23 protein-coding genes are annotated in these 21,369 nt (G+C 43.8%); 17 read left to right on the top strand and 6 right to left on the bottom strand.

Translation table 11 applies throughout. The annotated features are described in order from the left end of the window. The first annotated feature begins 7 nt into the window (after positions 1-7). The 15 genes from EP181_RS11135 (at position 8) to ubiA (ending at position 12,058) form a co-directional block, all read left to right on the top strand. Positions 8-775 (top strand): ParA family protein, encoded by a 768-nt coding sequence (locus tag EP181_RS11135; RefSeq protein WP_127471697.1) that lies wholly within the window; start codon positions 8-10, stop codon positions 773-775. Positions 776-808: 33 nt separating this feature from the next. Next, entirely contained in the window at positions 809-1,678 is an 870-nt protein-coding gene (locus EP181_RS11130) for a ParB/RepB/Spo0J family partition protein (RefSeq protein ID WP_232023441.1), read from the top strand. 285 nt (positions 1,679-1,963) lie between these two features. Further along, a complete protein-coding gene (locus EP181_RS11125) occupies positions 1,964-2,200 on the top strand; it encodes an AtpZ/AtpI family protein (protein ID WP_232023440.1) in 237 nt (78 codons plus the stop codon). 27 nt (positions 2,201-2,227) lie between these two features. Beyond that, positions 2,228-2,593: an ATP synthase subunit I gene (locus EP181_RS11120; RefSeq protein ID WP_127471696.1), complete on the top strand. Its 366-nt coding sequence runs from the start codon at positions 2,228-2,230 to the stop codon at positions 2,591-2,593. A gap of 11 nt (positions 2,594-2,604) precedes the next feature. Next, positions 2,605-3,456 carry a F0F1 ATP synthase subunit A gene (gene atpB, locus EP181_RS11115; RefSeq protein WP_127471695.1) on the top strand — a complete coding sequence of 284 codons (852 nt, stop codon included), beginning with the start codon at positions 2,605-2,607 and terminating at the stop codon, positions 3,454-3,456. Positions 3,457-3,607: 151 nt separating this feature from the next. Then, complete coding sequence (atpE, locus tag EP181_RS11110) at positions 3,608-3,898, top strand: F0F1 ATP synthase subunit C (RefSeq protein WP_127471694.1); 291 nt, start codon at positions 3,608-3,610, stop codon at positions 3,896-3,898. 61 nt (positions 3,899-3,959) lie between these two features. Then, positions 3,960-4,430 carry a F0F1 ATP synthase subunit B gene (locus tag EP181_RS11105; protein WP_127471693.1) on the top strand — a complete coding sequence of 157 codons (471 nt, stop codon included), beginning with the start codon at positions 3,960-3,962 and terminating at the stop codon, positions 4,428-4,430. A gap of 10 nt (positions 4,431-4,440) precedes the next feature. Next, positions 4,441-4,977, top strand: a complete 537-nt coding sequence (locus EP181_RS11100) for a F0F1 ATP synthase subunit delta (RefSeq protein ID WP_127471692.1) — start codon at positions 4,441-4,443, stop codon at positions 4,975-4,977. A gap of 15 nt (positions 4,978-4,992) precedes the next feature. Beyond that, entirely contained in the window at positions 4,993-6,534 is a 1,542-nt protein-coding gene (gene atpA / locus EP181_RS11095) for a F0F1 ATP synthase subunit alpha (protein WP_127471691.1), read from the top strand. Positions 6,535-6,548: 14 nt separating this feature from the next. Beyond that, positions 6,549-7,412 (top strand): F0F1 ATP synthase subunit gamma, encoded by an 864-nt coding sequence (gene atpG, locus EP181_RS11090; RefSeq protein ID WP_127471690.1) that lies wholly within the window; start codon positions 6,549-6,551, stop codon positions 7,410-7,412. Positions 7,413-7,441: 29 nt separating this feature from the next. Then, positions 7,442-8,824, top strand: a complete 1,383-nt coding sequence (gene atpD, locus EP181_RS11085) for a F0F1 ATP synthase subunit beta (protein ID WP_172959770.1) — start codon at positions 7,442-7,444, stop codon at positions 8,822-8,824. Between the two features lie 6 nt (positions 8,825-8,830). Beyond that, positions 8,831-9,265, top strand: a complete 435-nt coding sequence (locus EP181_RS11080) for a F0F1 ATP synthase subunit epsilon (RefSeq protein ID WP_127471688.1) — start codon at positions 8,831-8,833, stop codon at positions 9,263-9,265. Positions 9,266-9,435: 170 nt separating this feature from the next. Further along, positions 9,436-10,815, top strand: coding sequence for a bifunctional UDP-N-acetylglucosamine diphosphorylase/glucosamine-1-phosphate N-acetyltransferase GlmU (gene glmU, locus EP181_RS11075; protein ID WP_127471687.1), 1,380 nt, complete (start codon positions 9,436-9,438; stop codon positions 10,813-10,815). A gap of 58 nt (positions 10,816-10,873) precedes the next feature. Beyond that, on the top strand, positions 10,874-11,149 hold the full coding sequence (locus tag EP181_RS11070) for a hypothetical protein (protein WP_127471686.1): 276 nt from the start codon (positions 10,874-10,876) through the stop codon (positions 11,147-11,149). Positions 11,150-11,161: 12 nt separating this feature from the next. Beyond that, positions 11,162-12,058: a 4-hydroxybenzoate octaprenyltransferase gene (ubiA, locus tag EP181_RS11065; protein WP_127471685.1), complete on the top strand. Its 897-nt coding sequence runs from the start codon at positions 11,162-11,164 to the stop codon at positions 12,056-12,058. Between the two features lie 82 nt (positions 12,059-12,140). Here ubiA and EP181_RS11060 read toward each other — a convergent pair whose 3' ends face one another. Next, positions 12,141-12,647 (bottom strand): hypothetical protein, encoded by a 507-nt coding sequence (locus tag EP181_RS11060; RefSeq protein ID WP_127471684.1) that lies wholly within the window; start codon positions 12,645-12,647, stop codon positions 12,141-12,143. On the opposite strand from EP181_RS11060, the gene EP181_RS11055 reads away from it, so the two are divergent. Together EP181_RS11055 and EP181_RS11050 are read left to right on the top strand one after the other, a co-directional pair. Beyond that, positions 12,630-13,769: a hypothetical protein gene (locus tag EP181_RS11055; protein ID WP_127471683.1), complete on the top strand. Its 1,140-nt coding sequence runs from the start codon at positions 12,630-12,632 to the stop codon at positions 13,767-13,769. The genes EP181_RS11060 and EP181_RS11055 overlap by 18 nt on opposite strands. A gap of 142 nt (positions 13,770-13,911) precedes the next feature. Beyond that, positions 13,912-16,806, top strand: a complete 2,895-nt coding sequence (locus tag EP181_RS11050) for a methyl-accepting chemotaxis protein (protein WP_127471682.1) — start codon at positions 13,912-13,914, stop codon at positions 16,804-16,806. Between the two features lie 136 nt (positions 16,807-16,942). On the opposite strand, the gene EP181_RS11045 is transcribed toward EP181_RS11050, so the two are convergent. The 5 genes from EP181_RS11045 to EP181_RS11025 form a co-directional block, all read right to left on the bottom strand. Continuing rightward, positions 16,943-17,239: a DUF1840 domain-containing protein gene (locus tag EP181_RS11045; RefSeq protein WP_127471681.1), complete on the bottom strand. Its 297-nt coding sequence runs from the start codon at positions 17,237-17,239 to the stop codon at positions 16,943-16,945. A gap of 87 nt (positions 17,240-17,326) precedes the next feature. Further along, a complete protein-coding gene (locus EP181_RS11040) occupies positions 17,327-18,238 on the bottom strand; it encodes a hypothetical protein (protein ID WP_127471680.1) in 912 nt (303 codons plus the stop codon). Further along, complete coding sequence (locus tag EP181_RS11035; RefSeq protein ID WP_127471679.1) at positions 18,231-19,727, bottom strand: hypothetical protein; 1,497 nt, start codon at positions 19,725-19,727, stop codon at positions 18,231-18,233. The genes EP181_RS11040 and EP181_RS11035 overlap by 8 nt, the downstream gene beginning before the upstream one ends. Before the next feature lie 12 nt (positions 19,728-19,739). Further along, positions 19,740-20,303, bottom strand: a complete 564-nt coding sequence (locus EP181_RS11030) for a hypothetical protein (protein ID WP_127471678.1) — start codon at positions 20,301-20,303, stop codon at positions 19,740-19,742. Continuing rightward, positions 20,234-21,334: an OmpA family protein gene (locus EP181_RS11025; RefSeq protein WP_127471677.1), complete on the bottom strand. Its 1,101-nt coding sequence runs from the start codon at positions 21,332-21,334 to the stop codon at positions 20,234-20,236. The genes EP181_RS11030 and EP181_RS11025 overlap by 70 nt, the downstream gene beginning before the upstream one ends. Positions 21,335-21,369: the final 35 nt, after the last annotated feature.

The following is a 21,369-nucleotide window of genomic DNA, read 5'->3' as shown; positions in this document are numbered from 1 at the left end:
ACGCACCGTGGGAAGAGTGATTGCAATAGCCAACCAAAAAGGTGGCGTCGGTAAAACCACCACCAGTGTAAATTTAGCGGCGGCGTTAGCGCGTTTGGGTAAAACCATTTTACTCATTGATTTAGACCCCCAAGGCAATGCCACAGTGGCCATTGGCGCCAACAAAGACAGCTTAACCCTGTCGGTATTTGATGTGTTGGTGGGCGACACCAAAATAAAAGACGCGATATTGCCCATTGAACTGGCCAAGCTCGATTTATTACCGGCCAACAGCGATTTAACCGCCGCCGAAGTCACTTTGCTTAATGAAGACATGGGGCCAAAACGTTTGCGAAAGGCGCTAAAAAAAGTGCGCGATCAATACGATGCCATTATTATCGATTGCCCGCCCACGCTCAACATGCTCACCTTAAACGCGCTCACCGCCGCAGACGGCATTGTCGTGCCAGTGCAGTGCGAGTTTTTTGCGTTAGAAGGCTTGTCGTCGCTCATGGACACCATTGAAACCATTCAAGCACAGCTCAATAGTAGTTTGCATATTGACGGCCTTTTAAGAACCATGCACGATCGCCGTAATAATCTAGCCAATGATGTTTCTAACCAATTGGTAAGCCATTTTGGTATGAAAGTATTGCAAACCATTATTCCCAGAAACGTTCGATTGGCCGAAGCACCTAGCTACGGCGAATCCATTTTGGATTATGACGCAGCTTCAAACGGTGCCATGGCCTATTTAGCGCTTGCAAACGAACTCATTCGTAAAACCCAGTTGTAACCTAGCCGATTAATTGAAATAAGGTGAATTAAGGTGTCAAAAAAACGCTCTGGAATGGGAAATCTTGGTATTCACGCCATGATTGGCGCAAAACAAAAAGCTGAAAACAGCAGCGCAGACATGCGCATCGAAAAAGTATCGGTAGAATGTCTAAAGCCTGGACAGTATCAGCCTCGGCAACAGTTTTCGACAGAGTCATTGCAAGAGCTAGCCAACTCCATAAAAGTACAAGGCGTGGTTCAACCTATTATTGTAAGACCGCTTAACGACAATCATTTTGAAATTATTGCGGGAGAGCGCCGTTGGCGCGCCGCCAAAATGGCCGGTTTAGATAAAGTGCCAGTGGTTATTCGTCAGGCCGACGGCCAGGCAACTTTGGCGATGGCCATTATAGAAAACATTCAGCGCGAAGACCTAAATCCAATTGAAACTGCCATTGGTCTAAAGCGTCTTTTGGTGGAGTTTGATCTCACCCAGCAATCGGTAGCCGATGCAGTAGGTCGTTCACGTGCCGCCGTATCCAATTTATTAAGACTTCTTAAGTTACCCCAAGCCATTCAGGATTCATTGCATCAAGGTGAGCTGTCAATGGGGCATGCCCGCGCTATTATTAGTTTACCTGAAACCGTGCAAGCAGATTTAGCGCAAAAAGCGATTGCCAAAGGTTGGTCAGTACGTCAAATAGAAGAGGCTGCACAAGAGTATTTAATTCCCAATAAGTTAATTAAAGCAGCTAAACAGAAGGCAATACCCGGCCTGAGTGATTTAGTTGAAAAACAAAATTTACTGATGGCTAAGATAGACACCAAGGTAAAAATTAATCATCGTATTAATGGCGCTGGCAAGCTAGAAATAAGTTACAAAAACTTAGAAGAGCTTAATCGAATAATGGGATATTTTTAAGAAAACCAAATCGGTCTATAAATAAAATACATTAAGACCCATTAGCGTATTTAATAAATGTTTTAAAAAAATTATAAAGCGTTTTTTAATACATATTGTGATTCAAAAAACCAAATAACATTATGTTGTTATGAGTATTAAAAACACACATTTTTAAGTAAAAATTAACCCGCAAAAAGCCGATTGCAAGCTAGCTTTTGGGGGCATAAAACATTATGATTGGCGCCCGATAAGGTTGAACTATGTTTAACTTGTCAGTATCATTACAAGAGTTTTGCGCAGCCAATGAGCGATATTAAAAAAGAATCAACACCCCAAGCGTCAACAGAAGCCCCTAAACCTGGGTTGAATATTCTGTTAATGAGTGCAGGTTCTATTTTTACCTCAATGATTATTGCTGGGTTTATTGTAGGGTATCTTTTAGATGAACTTTTTGGCACCATGCCCATATTTTTAATGTTGTGTGGTGTACTGGGGTTTGTGGGCGGAATGCAAAAATCCATAAACTTTCAAGTCGATTAAACACAGCTCCAGAAGTGGAGCAAAAAAATGATTGACAGCTTAAAGCAACCCTTAAAAATCCAAGGCATTATTGGTTTGGTTATGATTGCCATATTTGCAATTCAAGGCTTTGCGGTAGGCGCTGCTTATGGGTTTTTAATTGGTCTTCTTAATGTTTTAATGCTAAGTTTTGCATTTAGTAAAGCCAATAAAATGGCCGAAAAAGATCCAAAACTTGGAATACTAATTTTATATGTGAGTGCAGTGATTAGATTTATTCTATTAGCTGTGTTATTTGTTTTAGGGCTGTCTTTCCTGGATGAAAGTCAAGCATTCCCTGTGGTGTTAACATTTGTGTTAATGCAATTGGGACAGCTTTACAATCTAAAGGGTAAAAGACGTTTGACTGACTAAGGAGTAGAGCCTTGAGTGCGGAAAAGATGGGAACCGTTGAGTACATACAACATCACTTGCAAAATGCATCTGTATGTAGTGCCGACAATATAAATGCAACAACAGGACTGTGTGAAGGGTTTTGGACATTTAACATGGACACTATCATAGTCAGTTTTTTACTGGGTGCGTTGATGATTTTTGTATCAGCACGTTTAGGTAAGCAACTTGAAACTGGTAAGCCAGGCGGGTTTCAAAACTTTGTTGAATCAATTTTAGACTTTGTAGCTACTAACGTAAGAGATGCATTTCCTGGGCACAACCCATTAATTGCACCTTTAGCCTTAACCATTTTTATTTGGGTTTGGTTAATGAACTTCATGGATTTAATTCCAGTAGATTTAGTGCCATGGTTGTACCAGTTAATTATTGGTGATCCACATGCACATTTAAAAATTGTACCTACCACCGACCTAAACACATCGTTGGCAATGGCAGTTACTGTTTTTGCTCTAATTTTGTACTACAACATCAAAATTAAAGGACTAGGCGGATTTTTAAAAATGTTCCTATTCCATCCGTTTGGTAAATTCTTTATTCCTGTAAACGTAGTAATGACGTTTATTGAAGAAATTTCAAAGCCCCTTTCACTTGCCCTACGTTTGTTCGGTAACCTGTTTGCGGGTGAGTTAGTATTCCTATTAATCGCTTTGATTGGTGGAACGTTAGCAGTGGGTGCCGCTGCATTATTCTGGGCACCTTTACAAATCCTATTAGATTTTGGTTGGTTAGTATTCCACTTGTTGGTTATTACCTTACAAGCCTTTATCTTCATGGTGCTCACAATTGTTTATCTAGGTATGGCTCACGACGAAGGTCATTGACCAGGCCTGGTTAAACAAGAAAAGAATAGGTGTTTTAGCAATAAAACATCAAAAGGGTTTAAGCGCACCTACTTACGTTTCATAATTATTTGATACGACGGTAAAAAGCTTTTTAACTTTGTTTTTTAACTTTAAACTTTGGAGAAAATCGATGGAAGTAACTGCTACTATGATCGCTGATATCTACTCTGCAACTGCTATTGGTGTAGGTGTAATTTTGGCTGCTGCTGGTCTGGGTTCAGCAATTGGTTGGGGTCTAATTTGTTCTAAGACTCTTGAAGGAATTGCACGTCAGCCAGAAATGCGTCCAGCATTAATGACTAACATGTTCATCTTTGCTGGTTTGATGGAATCATTCCCATTCATTATCCTAGCTTTCGCAATGTGGTTCTTGTTCGCAAACCCATTCGTTGGTGCAATGAAAGCCGCTTTAGGAGCTTAATCCTAAACACTTAATGCATCCAATTAAGTATTAATTAATAACGAATGGCGAGGTAACCACTGTGAGTATTAACGCAACGCTTCTCATCCAGATTATTGCATTTGTGCTATTGATTTGGTTTGTGAACAAGGTACTGTGGGGGCCACTTTCAAAGTTAATGGAAGATCGTCAGAAGAAAATCGCTGATGGCCTTTCAGCCGCCGAGAAAGGAAAGCATGAGCTTGAATTAGCCGAACAACGCGCCAAAGAGGTGCTAAAAGACGCTAAATCACAAGCTCAAAATATACTAGGTCTAGCTGAAAAGCGTGGCTCTGAAATCGTAGAAGATGCGAAAGTAAAAGCCGCTGAAGAAGCGGATCGTATTAAAGCTTCCGCCCATGCAGAAATAGAGCAAGAAGTAAGTCGTGCAAGAGAAGAGCTTCGTAAAGAAGTGGCTGCTCTTGTTGTATCTGGTGCAGAAAAAATTCTGAACAAAGAAGTAGATGCAGCAGCGCACAACAACATGCTTGAAGCCTTAGTAAAATCAATCTAAGGAAAACTCTATGGCACAATTAATGACAATTGCACGACCTTATGCTGAAGCTGTTTTTGCGCTTGGATTAGAAGCTCAAAAACTATCGGAATGGTCAGAACAACTTGATAATCTTGCGACTATTACTGCTGATGAAGCAATGTCGTCCATGATTCAAAACCCCCTTTACTCCGACGAAAATATTTTGTCTGTTTATTCGGAAGTAATGGGTGGAAACCTGACTGTAGAAGGGAAAAACCTTCTTGCCGTTATGGCTGAAAACAAACGCTTAAGTGCGATTCCTTTTGTAGCTGAGGCTTTTCATGTCTTAAAAGCTGCAGAAGAAAAACGTGTAAGAGCGACTGTTATGTCGGCCCGTGAAGTAACTGTCGAGCAGAAGAAACAATTAAATGCTGCTTTAAATGCTAAGTTTGATGCTGAAGTAGAAATTACTTATGTTGAGGATTCAACTTTAATCGCAGGTATTAAGATTAAGGTCGGTGACTGGGTTATTGACGGCTCAGCACTTTCACAACTGAACAAACTTGGCGCAGCAATCGCCCAATAATGGAGAGGAACACACATGCAATTGAATGCCTCTGAAATCAGCAACCTAATCAAAGACCGTATTAAAGGTTTTGATGGTGCTGCACAGTCTGGCAGTGAAGGAACGGTCGTTAGCATCGCTGACGGTATCGCTCTTATTCACGGCGTCTCAGACGTAATGTATGGCGAGATGGTTCAATTCGACGAAAACACCTTTGGTATGGCTCTTAACTTAGAGCAAGACTCAGTAGGTGTGGTCGTTTTAGGTGAATATGAGCATATCTCTGAAGGTGACAAAGTTACCTGTACTGGTCGTATTTTAGAAGTACCTGTTGGTCCTGAATTAAACGGTCGTGTTGTTGATGGTTTAGGCCGTCCAATCGATGGTAAAGGACCAATTGATACTAAGTTAACATCACCTATTGAACGTATAGCACCCGGTGTTATCGACCGTAAATCGGTTGATGAGCCTATGATGACTGGTATTAAGTCTATCGATTCTATGATCCCAGTGGGTCGTGGACAACGTGAACTTATTATCGGCGACCGTCAAACGGGTAAAACTGCAATCGCAATTGACGCTATTATTTCTCAAAAGAATACTGGTGTTAAATGTGTTTATGTTGCGATGGGGCAAAAAGCTTCAACGGTAAACAACGTAGCACGTAAGCTAGAAGAATATGGCGCAATGGAAAACACAGTGATTGTTGCGGCAAACGCTTCTGATCCAGCTGCTCTTCAGTACCTTGCTGCTTACGCTGGTTGTGCGATGGGTGAATACTATCGTGACCGCGGCGAAGATGCTTTGATCATTTATGATGATTTAACCAAGCAAGCGCAAGCTTACCGTCAAATTTCATTGTTATTACGTCGTCCTCCAGGACGCGAAGCGTTCCCTGGTGATGTATTCTATCTACATTCTCGTTTACTTGAGCGTGCTGCTCGTGTTAACGAAGACTATGTTGAAAGATTTACTAACGGTGCCGTTAAAGGTAAGACTGGTTCATTGACCGCTTTACCAATTATTGAAACCCAAGCGGGTGACGTTTCTGCTTTCGTTCCTACCAACGTAATTTCGATTACTGATGGTCAGATTTTCTTAGAAACGAGTTTGTTTACACAGGGTATTCGTCCTGCTGTTAACGCTGGTTTGTCAGTATCACGTGTTGGTGGTGCAGCTCAAACTAAAGCGATTAAAAAGCTAGGCGGTGGTATTCGTCTTGACTTAGCTCAATACCGTGAATTAGCGGCATTTGCTCAGTTTGCGTCGGATCTAGATTCTGCTACTAAAGCACAGTTAGAGCGTGGTAAACGCGTTACTGAATTGATGAAGCAGAAGCAATATTCTCCACTGACAATTGCTGAGATGGCAACCTCTTTATATGCAGCTAACGAAGGCTACCTTGACGATGTTGAAGTCGATAAAGTGTTAGCGTTTGAAGCAGCATTGCATGCCTCTCTTAACTCAGATCACGCTGAACTTGCTGCCAAAATTAACGCAAAAGGCGGCTGGGATGATGAAATTATTGCAGGTGTAAAAGCATGCATTCAAGCATTCAAAGCAAACGGCGTTTACTAAGAAAGGAGTAGGCCATGGCAGGCGGTAGCAAAGAAATACGAGCCAAAATTGGTTCCGTAACAAATACCAAGAAAATCACCAAAGCCATGGAAATGGTGGCAGCTTCTAAAATGCGTAGAGCGCAAGCTCGCATGGAAGCTACTAAACCATACGTCGAAAAAGTTAAGCGGGTCATTGGCCACGTTTCTGGCGCACATCCTGAGTATAAGCATCCTTATACTCAAGTTCGTGCCAAGGTTAAACGTGTTGCCTTAATTGTGATCTCTTCTGATCGAGGCTTATGTGGTGGTTTAAACTCAAACTTATTCCGCAAAACTTTACCTTGCCTAAAGGCATGGAGAGAACAGGGTGTTGAGGTTGAGCTTGCTTTGGTTGGTAATAAGGCGCAGTCTTTCTTCCGTAGTTACGGTGGAAATGTGGTTGCCACGGTTGCTGACTTAGGTGATACACCTCATGTTGAGGACCTAATTGGTGTTATTAAAGTTGTTTTAGACAAGTTTGATGCACACGAAGTAGATGAGGTTCATTTGGCCTCTAACGGTTTTGTTAATACTATGACGCAAAGCCCTACTATTCAACAATTAGTACCTCTACAATCTGTTGATAAAACAGATAACACGCACTGGGATTATCTGTATGAACCTGATGCTAAAACAGCGTTGGATTTGTTAATGCGTCGTTATGTTGAAAGCACTGTTTATGGTGCCGTCGTTGAAAATGCGGCTTGCGAGCAAGGTGCTCGTATGGTGGCAATGAAAAACGCAACAGACAATGCTGGTGAAATGATTAGCGAGCTGAAACTTTCTTATAACAAAGCTCGTCAAGCAGCCATTACAGCCGAACTTTCGGAAATTGTATCTGGTTCATCTGCTGTTTAAGTTTGTAGTATTTCAATAAAAGGTTAAAGATTATGAGTGGAAAAATAGTACAAGTAATCGGCGCTGTAATCGACGTCGAGTTTAAAGGTGCTGGTTTACCAAAGATCTATGACGCGTTAATTGTTGATGAGCTAGGGTTAACTTTAGAAGTTCAGCAACAAATCGGTGATAACCAAGTTCGCGCAATTGCGATGGGTTCATCAGACGGTTTAAAGCGTGGCATGGCTGTCAGCAACACTGGTTCGGCTATTATGGTTCCAGTGGGTAAAGCAACATTAGGACGTATCTTCGATGTTCTTGGAAATGCAATTGATAATGCAGGTCCAGTAGAAACCACCGAAAGAATGAAAATTCACCGTGCAGCTCCTGCATTTGATGAATTAGCAGCGTCGCAAGAATTGCTAGAAACAGGTGTTAAAGTCATCGATCTAATTTGCCCATTCGCTAAGGGTGGTAAAGTTGGTTTGTTTGGTGGTGCCGGTGTTGGTAAAACCGTTAACATGATGGAATTAATTCGTAATATCGCGATGGAACACTCTGGTTACTCGGTTTTTGCCGGTGTAGGTGAGCGTACTCGTGAAGGTAACGATTTCTATTATGAAATGGAAGAGTCAGGCGTTTTAGACAAGGTTGCTCTTGTTTACGGACAAATGAATGAGCCACCAGGTAACCGTTTACGCGTTGCTTTGACTGGTTTGACCATGGCTGAGTATTTCCGTGACGAAGGTCGTGACATTTTGTTCTTCGTAGACAACATCTACCGTTACACTTTAGCAGGTACTGAAGTATCTGCATTGTTAGGTCGTATGCCGTCTGCTGTAGGGTATCAGCCTACTCTTTCACAAGAGATGGGTCAGGTACAAGAGCGTATCACGTCTACTAAGACTGGTTCTATTACGTCAATCCAAGCGGTATACGTACCTGCCGATGACTTAACAGACCCTGCGCCTGCTACTACATTTGCTCACTTGGACGCGACTGTTGTATTGAACCGTGCGATTGCTGAAACAGGGATTTACCCTGCGATTGATCCATTGGATTCTACTTCACGTCAGCTTGACCCATTAGTGGTTGGTCAAGAGCATTATGATGTAGCACGCGGAGTTCAAAAAACACTTCAGCGTTATAAAGAGTTAAAAGATATCATCGCCATTCTTGGTATGGATGAATTATCTGAAGAAGACCGTTCATTAGTAGCTCGCGCTCGTAAAATGCAACGTTTCTTCTCTCAACCTTATTTCGTTGCCAAAGTATTCACAGGTGAAGATGGACGTTATGTGCCATTAAAAGAAACCATCCGTGGTTTTAAAATGATCATCTCTGGTGAAATGGACGATGTGGCCGAGCAAGCATTTATGTACGCTGGTACCATTGACGAAGTGTTAGAGAACGCGAAAAAATATAAAGGGTAATGTGTTATGGCAGTCTCAATGCAAGTAGATATTGTTAGTGCAGAAGGAGAGATTTTCTCTGGTAAAGCGGAGATGATCTTTGCACAGGCTGCCGATGGTGAGGTAGGTATTATGCCTCATCATACCCAGTTTTTAAGCCAGTTAAAGCCTGGTACAGTGCGTATTGTCAGCGGTGATGAAGAAGATCATTTTTTCATCAGCGGTGGCATCATTGAAATTCAGCCTAGTATGGTCACCGTTCTTGCGGACTCGGCCATTCGTGCGGGTGATTTAGATGAAGCTAAAGCCGTCGCGGCTAAGCAGCGTGCTGAGGAGGCAATGACCACTGCTAAGTCTGAAACAGATATCGCCAGAGCTCAAATTGAGTTAGCAGAGGCTGTTGCACAAATTCAATCGATTACCAAATTACGTGATCGTTTGCATAAGACTGGGTTGGCTTAATTGTTACCCTGATAAAAAAGCGCCTTCGGGCGTTTTTTTTTGCCTATAATTCTACTCGTACATCGGTCTTTGCTCATATTTAAGTTAGATTAATTATTGTGAGACCTTTGCACGGGTGCACCACGTTAGGTTTATGGGTTTTGCCTCTGTCTTTCTTTTACAGGATTTTTATGTCATTAAAAGTGGTTATTCTTGCGGCCGGTAAGGGTACGCGTATGAAGTCTAATTTGCCAAAAGTGTTGCAGCCACTGGCTGGAAAGCCGTTGTTGCAACATGTTATTGATACCGCACAGCACTTGCACAGTGACAACATTGTGGCGGTTGTTGGGCATGGGGCAGAGTTGGTGAAAACCCATGTAACGGGTCTTAATTTAGAGTTTGTATTACAAGAGCAGCAATTGGGAACGGGGCATGCTGTTCAGCAGGTTCAGTCGCATTTTGAAGACGACGATACGGTTCTTATTTTGTATGGCGATGTACCGCTTACAAAATTAACTACTTTAACGCGATTACTGAATTTGGTAGAAGAGCAATATCCTTTGGCCTTGCTGACCATTACTTTGAATGATTCAAATGGTTATGGTCGTATTATTCGCGATAATCAGGGTGAGGTTTTGGCGATTGTTGAACAAAAGGATGCCAATCCAGAACAATGTTGTATTAAAGAGGTCAACACGGGCATTTTAGCGGCAAAAGGTTATTGGTTAAAACGTTGGATAGACCAGTTAACTAACCAAAATTCTCAAGGTGAGTATTATCTAACCGATGTGATTGCGTTGGCAGTACGTGAAGGATTTAAAATTGCCACAACACATCCAGAGACCGAGTTAGAAGTTTTAGGGGTTAATGATAAGTTGCAGTTACACACTTTAGAGCGCGAATATCAACGTTTATTAGTAAACGATTTGATGCTTAATGGTGTCACGATACTGGACGCTCATCGTGTGGATATACGTGGACAGGTAACGGCAGGTCGTGATGTTGAAGTGGACGTGAATGTTGTATTTGAAGGGCAGATAAGTTTGGGTGACAATGTTCGTATTGGTGCGAACTGTTATTTAAAAGATGTGACTATTTTAGCCAACACGGTGATTCATCCTTTCAGTCATTTAGAGTCCTGTCAGATAGGTGAAGAATGCATTATAGGGCCTTATGCGCGCCTGCGTCCGGGAACACAATTGGCTAATCAAGTTAAGATTGGTAATTTTGTTGAAACCAAGAAGGCTGTTATTGGTAAAGATTCCAAAGTTAATCATCTAAGTTACATTGGTGATACGGTGATGGGAACGGGTGTAAACATTGGTGCTGGCACTATTACCTGCAATTACGATGGTGTAAATAAACACGTCACGCACATTGGTAATAATGTGTTTGTGGGTTCAGACACGCAATTAATTGCGCCTGTCAACATTGGTCATGACGCCACTATTGGAGCGGGTTCAACCATTACTAAAGACGTGCCTTCGGGCGAATTGACCTTATCGCGTTCCAAGCAGCTCACGTTACAAGGCTGGAAAAAGCCAGTTAAAAAGTCACACAAACTGCGTTGATGACGGCTATCTAGCCGATCAAAACGTTGTTAACCTCAATCAACTCAAGGACAGACTTATGTTACAGCACTTTGAAATAAATCCCGTTGTATGCGATGCGTTTAGGCGTGAAATGCAGCGAGCTAATTGGGAGCTAACGCACCAAGACGTAGGTCAAACCGAAATGGTGGGGTACGGTTACGTGATTATTTGGAAAAAAATAGAGGATAAAGTGGTTTTACACTATAACGATCGTATGGGTGTAGCTCAAGCACAGCTAGAGGTAACCAAGCCTGCATTTGCAGACGTTAAAGCCATAGTTGACGCGCTTGAATCTGCCATAACTAAGTCTTAAGTAAGGTTGCATGTGAGTACTTTAACGGCCTATCTTTCTCTTACCCGCATTAATCGTCCAGTGGGTATTTATTTGGTATTGTGGCCAGCCTTATGGGCGTTGTGGTTAGCGTCGGCGGGGACTCCGGACGGTTATTTGTTACTGGTATTTATTTTGGGTGCGGTGTTAATGCGTTCGGCAGGGTGCGTGATTAACGACTACGCCGACCGAAACTTTGATGGACATGTGGCGCGCACTTGTTGTCGACCTTTGGCCTCTGGGTTGATTTCACCTAAGGCGGCTTTGGTGTTTTTTGGGGCTTTGTGCGCCTTGGCGTTTGCTTTGGTGTTAACCTTAAACTCATTAACCATTATACTGTCTTTTGGTGCTTTATTTTTAGCCGCACTTTATCCATTTACTAAGCGTCATACACATTGGCCACAAGCTTTCCTGGGTTTGGCGTTTGCTTGGGCGGTGCCCATGGCGTTTGCAGCGGTATTAAACACCTTGCCTTTAAGCGTTTGGCCGTTATTTTTAGCAACGGTGCTGTGGTCGCTTATTTACGATACCGCCTACGCTGTGGGAGACCAAGAAGACGACCGTAAAATTGGCGTTAAATCGACTGCGATTTTGTTTGGTGAACATTTAGTGCTATGGATGGCGTTTTTTCAACTGCTTATGCTGGCCTGTTTGGTTTGGACAGGGTTGCTGTTTAATTTGCACGCGCCGTACTATCTAGGTTTGGTATTGGCCGCATTGTGGTTTGGGTGGGATTTGCTGCGTTTAGCCAATACGCATACTCCACAAACGATACAAACATCTTCTAACGATAGGCATTCTGTTGCGTTTAAGGTGTTTGTACAAAATCATTGGGTTGGGGTTATTGTTTTAATGGGCATCATTGCCGATTATGCCCTTTACAGCGCCTAAAATAGCCACGCGGCCAAAAATGGTTAAAGTTTTCCGTATTTTTCTTATATCCCAAGGTTTACATAAACTTCACCAGGCCTGGTCATTGCAAACGCATCTGTTTAGGTAATTGCATAATGGGGTTTAAATCTAATTGCCAATCGGCCGCCTCCATCGCTTGTCCAAACACTTTAAGCAATGCGCCCAACAGTTCGGGCTGAAAGGGCAACGAAATTCCTTGTCCACTGTGCGGCTCTAAATGCACAAACGGAGCCGGCGTGTCTAATGCTTTAAAGGTAATCTTTGCCAATAAAATAGGGGTTTCACCCAGTGGATAAATTGCTTGTTCTGGTGCCTGGTAAGGTTGATTAAACCCGTTAGATAATTGACTTGCCTCATTTTTAAGTTGATTAAGCATGGCCTTTTTTTGATCAAACAGCGGTTCGTGGCTGGTTGGATGATGGCCGTGCAAGGCCGGCAGCAGCAATTGCAAGTAACGGCGTGTAATCCAGGCACAATAGACATGCTGATTGAGGGTTTTAATGTTTAAGAGTATTCTGTCTTCAAGCGGTTGATAGGAGGCTTGGATTTGATGAATTTGATCGGTCATGGTCATAGGGTCAATGTAAAGAACGCTATTATAGTGCGCTTACGCGGGTTACAGTTAGCACTCATAGTGCTGTTTGGGTTTATGCCCTTTTTGCCCATGTTGGCCGGCCAACTACCAGAGCAGCCAACATCGCTAGAGCCACCCATAGCAGAGGGTTTACTAGAAGAAATTGACAGTCCCGCAGTCAATCACCGTTTAAATCAACTTGAGGTCAGTCAAAAAGCCATTGGTGCCTATGTGCAAAGCTTGGGCGAGCGCGTGGACCTGTTTATGGGAGATAACCAGGTACCGCTTAAGCAAAAAGGTTCACGCCTAGATGTCCTAGTACCCAGCACTTTTTACGACGATGGCAAAATTCAAAGCACAGTACGATTGCGCGCAATATGGGATTTACCCAGAACCAATCAACGTTGGCAAGTGTTGCTGTCTTCTTACGAAGAAACCTTATACGAAGACAGCACGTCTACCAATAGTGTAAGCGGCGTCAGTGGCAATACCAGCAAACCCAGTTTACAAAACCCATCAACGGTTTACGATCCTAACAACACCGAAAACACCAACTCAATTGCCGGCCGTTATTTACTCAATTTAGGTCGCAATGACTTTAGCTATCTTGACCTTGGCTTAAACTTTACTGGGCTCATTGATCCCAATCCATACGTACGTTTTAAAACACGTTATAAAACTCCCCTTAGTGCTCAGGTACTCAGTCGCACGACTCAAAATTTATTTTGGGAACGTAAATATGGGGTTGCTTGGGAGGCTCAGCAAGTGTTTGATTATCAATATCAAGCCACAGATTTATTGCGTTCACAAACCACTGGTACCTGGTGGCATGACGCATCTGAATACAGATTAAATCAACGAGCGGTGTGGTTTAAAACAATAAACCCCCACCGAGTGCACAGCTATTATGTTGACGGCAACTGGACGTTTACCGCGCAAAGTGCCGCACTTACCACCACCTCAATAGGGGTAAATTGGCGCGAAAGATTGTATAAAGATTGGTTGTTTAGTGAGGTAGAGCCAAAAGTAAGTTGGAGCGAAGACACGCAATTTAACACGCCTGTTTTAAGCCTATTATTAATGCTAGAAATGCGATTTTACGACGTTGCTAAGTAGCCTAAAGTATTGACCAGGCCTGGTTAACACAATGGTCGTCATAAGACCAACTTTAGACTGATTCATTAAAATTTCATATTGGTAAAAAACAACCTCGCTAGTATACTGATTAGTTATCTACTTTAATTTTAACGGGATTTTTATGAATCAAAATATTCGCTTAGCCGCCAACGTTGATGCCTCGGGCACGATTGTATATATCAATCGTGATTACACGCATTGGCTGGGATACGACAGCACCGAAATATTAGGCCAGCCCACCAGTAAACTGCGAGCGGCCGATTTGCCTACTGTTATTCAAACCGTTATTAGTGAACAAATGCGCAAAAATCAACCGGTACAATTTCCGGTGCACGAAATCAAAAAAAATGGTCAAACCTATTGGGCTGATATGGCCATTCAACCGATATTTGAACAAGGTGTTTATACCGGTTATACCTCGGTTAAGCGCATTATTGAAGACCCCGCTAAAATTGCAGACGCCGAAAAGCTCTATAAACAAATTGCCCAAGGCACGTTAGCCTTTACCAACGGCGATTGGGTAAATGCCACCAAACACCGTTGGTTCAGTCGCATAGGTTTGCAAGATTTATCGCTCTTGCCCAAAACGCTTGGAGCGTTATTGGCGGTATCTTTGCTTATTTTATTGAGCGCGTTTATCAAAGAAAAGGCTGAAATCGCCCAAATCGAAACTCAGTCGGCTGAAAATAGAGCGCAAAATATTACGGCAATAGTGAATGCCAAAATGCAAGAAAAGGCAAACTTAGGAATTACTAACGCCATCGGGATTACGTTTAGCGATTCATTTAAAGCGCTGGTTGCCGAAGAAAATGTCCCTGATTTATTAACTGTTTTGGGCACTTCAGGTAAAAGTTACGCACAATATACAGGTCTTAAAAACATTAACCTGCACATCATTAACGAAAATGGAAAGTCGTTTTTAAAAAGCTGGTTGCCGTTAAACAAACAACCGCAAGACGATTTATCAGATCGTCCTTACGTTAAAAAAATGCAACAAGAACAAGCGCCTTTAATTACAAATGCACTCACTTCAGCCGGTTTTAACATTAAATCCATTGTGCCTATTATGTATCAAGGGCAATACCAGGGTTTTGTTGAGTTTATTCAAGGGGTTGCTTCGTTACGTGTGGATTTTAGTGCGACTAATCAGCAATACCTAATTGCCATGTCGACCGAATATGCATTAAAAGGCGATGAGTTCAGCAAAAAAAATGTAAACAACATTCCGGTCTCGAGCGACAAAAAATGGGTAGTGGGTAACGATAAGCAATTTTCAATGGAGCTTTCGGGCACTCAAATTGAGTTGCTGCGTCAACTGCCATTAGACACCATGTTTAAGCAAGGCTATTTGGTCACTCAAGAGCATTATCATGCGGCCACGCCGGTATACGATGGTGCAAACGAAATAATGGGTTACCATATTGTCACTGAGCCCATTGATGCTTATGCAGCTTACGTAGCCTCGCAAGTTGCTATTGCTGAAGATGCTTTTTACCAAGTAGCGATTACCGTAGTGATTTTAATTATTTTGGTGGCGTTGTTGGTGTGGGGCATGATTATTCACCCGCTGCGTAAAGTACAGTCCACTATTTTGTGTGCGGTTGAAAGCAGTGATTTATTTGCTCGTGTGCGTCATTACAGCAAAGACGAGATTGGTAAATTGGGGCGCGCATACAATCAACAAGCCATGTTGTCGCAATGTATTATTGCTGAAGCCAATGCCGCTATGGAAGAGTTGCGAGATGGTCGTTTAGATTACCGCATCAAAACGCCATTTGCAGCCGACTTTAATTTACTTAAAGGCCGCATTAACCAAACCAGTGAAGTATTGCAAACCACGTTTGGTTCTATTGCAGAAGCCATGCACGCTTTTGAAGACGGTAACTTTAATGCCAAAATTACGTATACTTTACCGGGCGAATACGCCAAAATAATTGATACGTGCATGGGGGTGATGAGTCAATTATCAGCGGTGTTTAACGAAGTGAATGAAGTAATGCAATTTGCCGCACGTGGCAAATTAGACGAACGAGTTGAGCGCGTTCAAAACGGAGATATCGCGCGTTTGCAAAACAGTATTAACGATTCGCTTTCATTAATACAAGCTGGGTTTAACGACGTTATTTTAGCCAGCGAGCGCATGGCAGCTGGTGACTTTAGTCAAGACATTAGCGCGCACTATGAGTTTGCGCTAGATCAAGCAAAACAGGCTATCAACAACAGCATGCACAGCTTAACACGCACCCTAAGTGACATTAAGCAGGTAGCCCATGAGGTTAATGACAACGCGCAAAGCGTGGGCGAGGGCACACAAAACTTAAACAATCGTACTCAAGAGCAAGCGGCTTCTTTAGAAGAAACGTCTGCGGCCATGGAGCAAACCACATCGCAAATTCAAAGCAATTTGGCCAACACTCAAGCTGCTGCCACCATTGCCCACACTCAAGTGGGAATGCTAACGCAAGCTAATGCGTTAATGGTGGACACCAAAAACTCAATGAACAACATCAAAACCGCGTCCGACCAAATTCGTGACATCACCGGTTTAATTGATTCGATTGCGTTTCAAACCAACTTGCTGGCGCTTAATGCTGCGGTAGAAGCAGCCAGAGCCGGAGAGCACGGTCGTGGGTTTGCGGTAGTGGCCTCGGAAGTGCGTAATTTAGCCGGAAAATCAGCCGATGCTACTAAGCAAATTAGTCAGCTTATTGAAACCACCACACAGGCTATTAATGTGGGCGTTGCGCAAGTGGATAAAGTGGGCAGTTCGCTTGAGCATATTACCGATGAGACGCAAAAAATGCGTAATTTGGTGAATGAAATTGAACGCGCCTCGCAAGAGCAAGCGCATGGTGTAGAAGAGGTCAACAAGGCCATTACTCAAATTGATGGGGTGACTCAACAGAACGCCGCCTTGGTTGAAGAGACCACGGCTGCTACTGAAGGGCTACAAGCCTCTGCACAAGCGTTACAGCACTCGATTAGCAGTTTTAAATTGCAACCTACGTTGCGTTAGGACTGACCTGTTTGGGTTATTAGCTTAACGACAGTTAAAGATAGTTTAAACATAGTTTAGACATAAAAACAAAAACGCCCATTATGGGCGTTTTTTTGGTGTTTTAAATGTTACAGCCGCATTTTAAACCGCGTATTTAAAAAACAGATTTTTCCCAAATAACATGCTGTTTTGCGGTGTTTGCCGCTTCCAGCAACTCAATTAAGGGTTGGGCGCGGTGATTTAAACTAACCGACTTATCACTCCACGCATCGTTCATGGTGGCCGAATCACGTGTGGCAGCTTGACGAAGTTTTTCAAGCGCCGCATTAACGTCTTCCGCCGCTAGGGCGTTAGGCAAGGTATCCGACAAACCCATCAACGCCACCAATTTAAGCGCCTCTTTTTCAAGCATCATAACGTCAGCGTGGGTTTTGGTTTTAAAACGAATCATAGTATTTCCTTTGAGATCTTTGATTAAGTTAATTTGACCAGGCCTGGTTACTTGTTTGTATTTCTCTGTTTATTGTAGGCTCTATTTTTATTGTATGGCTTTTGTTTGTATGGCTTGTTTTAATTCGGGCGTACCAAACTCTATTAATTGCGCATTAGAGCGTTTAAACCACTCTTGCCAAAATAGGTTAAGAGCTTGCAAGGTTTTAGGGTCACGGTATACCCCTTTGCTGTGACCGGCCTCGGACACCAATCCGGCTCCCATGATATAAACATTGGCGCCGCCAAAATCGGCAAATAGGTTGGCTTTTTCGATAAGATTAAGCTCCTTTTGCACGTCAATGGTGCGCACTGTGTTGCGGGCGTAAAAGCTAGTGATGGCCGAGTTTTCGAGCATGTCTGAAAAGATTAACAGGTTTTTTGAACCAGCCGAACTCTGTTTAAGCGTGTCGGCCGCTTGTTTTAAGCTGTCTAAAATGTCTGATTTAGCCAAGTCAGCGCGCGCGCCGGTCATGGCGTTATGGATGGTTTTGTTTAACTGATAGCGCACGGCAGGTTGTTGCTGGGCAAGGCATTGATCATAGGTTTTTAAGGTTTTTTTAGGCAGCGTGTAGCGTTCGTCATCCGACAGTGCGCCATCAATCTGCCCACTGAGCATTTGGGTAAAATATTGACCCTGCGAAAAAGCCGAAAACGTGTATACCCGCACCTCACTGTTAGGGCTGAGTGCTTGGTCGGCAATGTTTGCAAATTTAGCCATTAAATTGCTGTCCACCAAGGTGGTTTGGTCAATCATTACGCTTAACAGCGTGTGTGGCGCGGTTTGCGGCAGTTTAACCAGCGTGGTGCAGCTGGGTAAGTTTACCGGCAGGTTGCTGTTGGCGTCGCTGGCTAAACTGGCGGTACTGCTTAAGCTCAATGCGCTTATTAAGCTAACAATACCCAACAATGAGCGTCTTAAACCAGGTTTTAAAGTGGGTTTTAAAAGCGGTTTAATCATGCTGTTTGACCTCGGCTAATTGACGTTTAAGCGCTTCAATTTCGAGTGCTTGCTGTTTTTGTTTATTGGCGGCCTCAATTTCGGCTTTAAGCTGCGCTATTTGGTCATCGTGGTTGAGTTCAGTCGAGTTGTGTTCACTTGGGTTTAGGTTAACCTCTGCGGCCGCATGGTCGGTCACGTTGCTCTCTTGTACCGCCGGTGCGGTTAGCGGCGTATTGTCTGGGGTTTGGCTTGCTTGGCTTGCTAGGCTAGCGGTGGCATGGCGAGTTGCATGCGCCCCAATGCCTTCATGTTTTTGTTGGCTTTCATGGCGGTCTTCGGCTTTTTCAAATAAAAAGTCTTCGAAGGTTTTATGGGTTTTAATCGCCACACCACCGTAGTTGGCATTTTTGTGTTCTAGTTTTTGTTGCAACGATTCCAGTCGCGCTTGCGCCTCGTCGATGACGTGGTTTTTATGCTCTAACATGTCGTCGTATGTGGCATAGCGTCCGCGTCCTAAACCACGGTAGGCTTCTTTACTTTGTTTGCCGCCAAAGCCCCATTTGTGGCCAAAAATGACCCCTAAAATTTGAATAAACACAAACATAATGGCCAAAATAATAAACGTGGTGTTGCCACCTTTTCGTTCTAGGGTATTGGTGTCTTCTTGGGCTTGATTGTTTGCCGTTTCGGCCACGGTTGCAAGTTCGCTGGGCACGCCAAAGTAACTGGTTTGTGTGCCATTAACCTCTTCAATAATTTGTTTTTCAAGCACGGTGCTGCGCACATAGGTTGAACCAATCGCCACAATCACCACTAAAACAATGGTGCTAATGGTGAAGGGAAACGACACTTTTTTCTTGGTTAAGCGGTTTAAACGCTGAATATAAAAGGGTTGGTCATTGTCTTCTTCGTTGTAGGCCAGGGTAACGTCTTTACCCATGAGCGTACCTACTTGGCCTGCGTTGTTCCAGGCGCTGCGTGCCTCGGCCACCACACTGTTGCGATACAGTTCTGTGCCCGATAAGTGGGTAAACCATACCAGTAACACCGACAGCACAAAGGCAATACCAATGCTGGCAAAATTTTGCACTTGTTCGCTGGCGCCTGGAATGGTAAAGCCCGCCAAAACATACGAAAACCCCCAGGCCTCGGCAATGACTAAGCCCACAATTAACAGCCATACTAACGCTGGAGTGGTGTGTCTGCCGGTATCGCCCGCGCGATTTAGGTAATCGGTGTAGCGTTTAAATTCGGCTTCGCTTTTAATGGCGATGTATTTTTGATAATCGGCGCACAGAGCCCGTTCGGATTTTAGCCAGCCTTTTTTATGATTATCGGGCTGGGCGTTGTTTGATAAACGCGCCACCTTGCCCATCAGCGGAAAACCGTACCAATAGTTCATGGCTTTCCAGCGAATGGTGTCCCAAGCGCTGAGGATGAAAATAAGCGCCAACACCGAAAAAATCATTAACCACCAAAATTCTTTTATTAATTGCATTATGTCCATGGGTTGGGTTCCTTAAATTTTGTTGGGTTTAAATGGGGCGGCGTAGGTATCCGTGCCATTGGGGTAAATAATGTAACCAGTTTTTGCGCTAAACGGCGCTGCGTTGGGCATAACAATGTCCATGCATTGCACGGGCGATTGGGTGTCGGTTAAAAACAGACGATACAACACCCCGTCTTTGCCTTGATAGACATTGGCTTGCGCCACGGTGGTAACCCGTGCTTTGGAGTTTTCATTTAAGGTATTAGTGGGGTAAAACAACACGTTGGGTTGGGTGGTGGGCACACTGCCATCACGCGCGACCGCCACGCCCGAAAGGGCTACTTTGTGTTGGCCGGCATCGCCCATCCAGACAGTGCCGTTTAAGCCGGGTAGATAGTCGGCGGTTTTAAGGGTGAGTTCTTTGCCAGTTTCTAATGACATTACGCCACGAGAGGCGCGAGGACGATCGTTGGCGCAACTGCTTTCATACACTAAATCGCTGTTGGCTTGGGCGGTGTTAACCCCTAAAACCGACATCCATGCCAGATTGTCTTTTTTAGGAATGGCCTCGCCAATATTAACATTGGCTTGCATTTGATTAATTGGCTGACCTTCAAAATTCCAGCCACGTCCAGCGGCATTAAGTGTGTTGTTGGCTTTAGCAAGGCTCGAGGTATCAGGGATGTCTTTTTAACACTGGCAGGGGTTTTTTGCGTGGTGGGCATTGTTTGATTGGCTTGGGTTTGCGGTGCTGTCGGAACGGTGCGGTAATAGGCTAACACGGGTTTACGATGCGCCAAATAGGCGTGCAGGGCATTTTGACTGGGTAAATCGATGATTTCGGCGCGTCTATTTTTATTACGGCCTTCTTCGGTACGATTGTCGGCACGGGGTTGGGTTTCGCCCGCGCCTTGGTAATGTAAGTTGGCTTTGGGTACGCCTTGCGAGGCAAAGACATTGGCCACTTCTTTGGCGCGTTTTTCGGCCAACACCGCATTGGCATTGCTGTCACCCACGTCGTCGGTGTGGCCAATAATTAAAATTTTGCGTTGAAACGCCATAGCATGCTGTTTTTTGTCTTTGGCGTTGGTAAATTCGGGACTGTAACTTTTTGCAATGTCGGTAAAGTAGGCTCTAGCCTGGGGCGTTAAGGTGGCAGAACCCGATAAAAACTGCTTGCCGGTGTCTTGTAAATTAACTTTTAAACCGACGTTATCGGTGTCTTTAAACTCGGATTGTTCTTGAACGGTTAGACCCGAATCGGCCAAAGTAATGGGTTGTGCTTGAATGGGGATTTGGTATTTTTGTGAAATTTTATGCAGTTCACAGCGTCGCTCGTCCATGTCTTGCCCAATTAACGCGCCAATGCCTGCACCTGCGGCTATGCCGACTATGGCCGCACCCGCACCATCGCCCAGTTGATTGGCCACGATAGCCCCTAGCAACGCACCGCCAACCATACCAATATTACGGGCATTGTTGCTGCACGGGTCGTCACTGGCAAAGGTGTCTTTAAAACTTTGTTGAGCGTCTTGCACGGGCGCACAGGCGGTGGTAGACAGTCCGGCAACGGCTAACGCCATGGGTAAAATATAGGCTTTAAGTTTAAACGTGGGGATGGGCATGACTAGAGTCTCTTTTTATATTTGAATGGCAAACC

Origin of the sequence: Thiomicrorhabdus aquaedulcis (assembly GCF_004001325.1) — a bacterium.
GTDB lineage: Bacteria > Pseudomonadota > Gammaproteobacteria > Thiomicrospirales > Thiomicrospiraceae > Thiomicrorhabdus > Thiomicrorhabdus aquaedulcis.
This window is presented reverse-complemented; position numbering and strand designations above follow the sequence as displayed.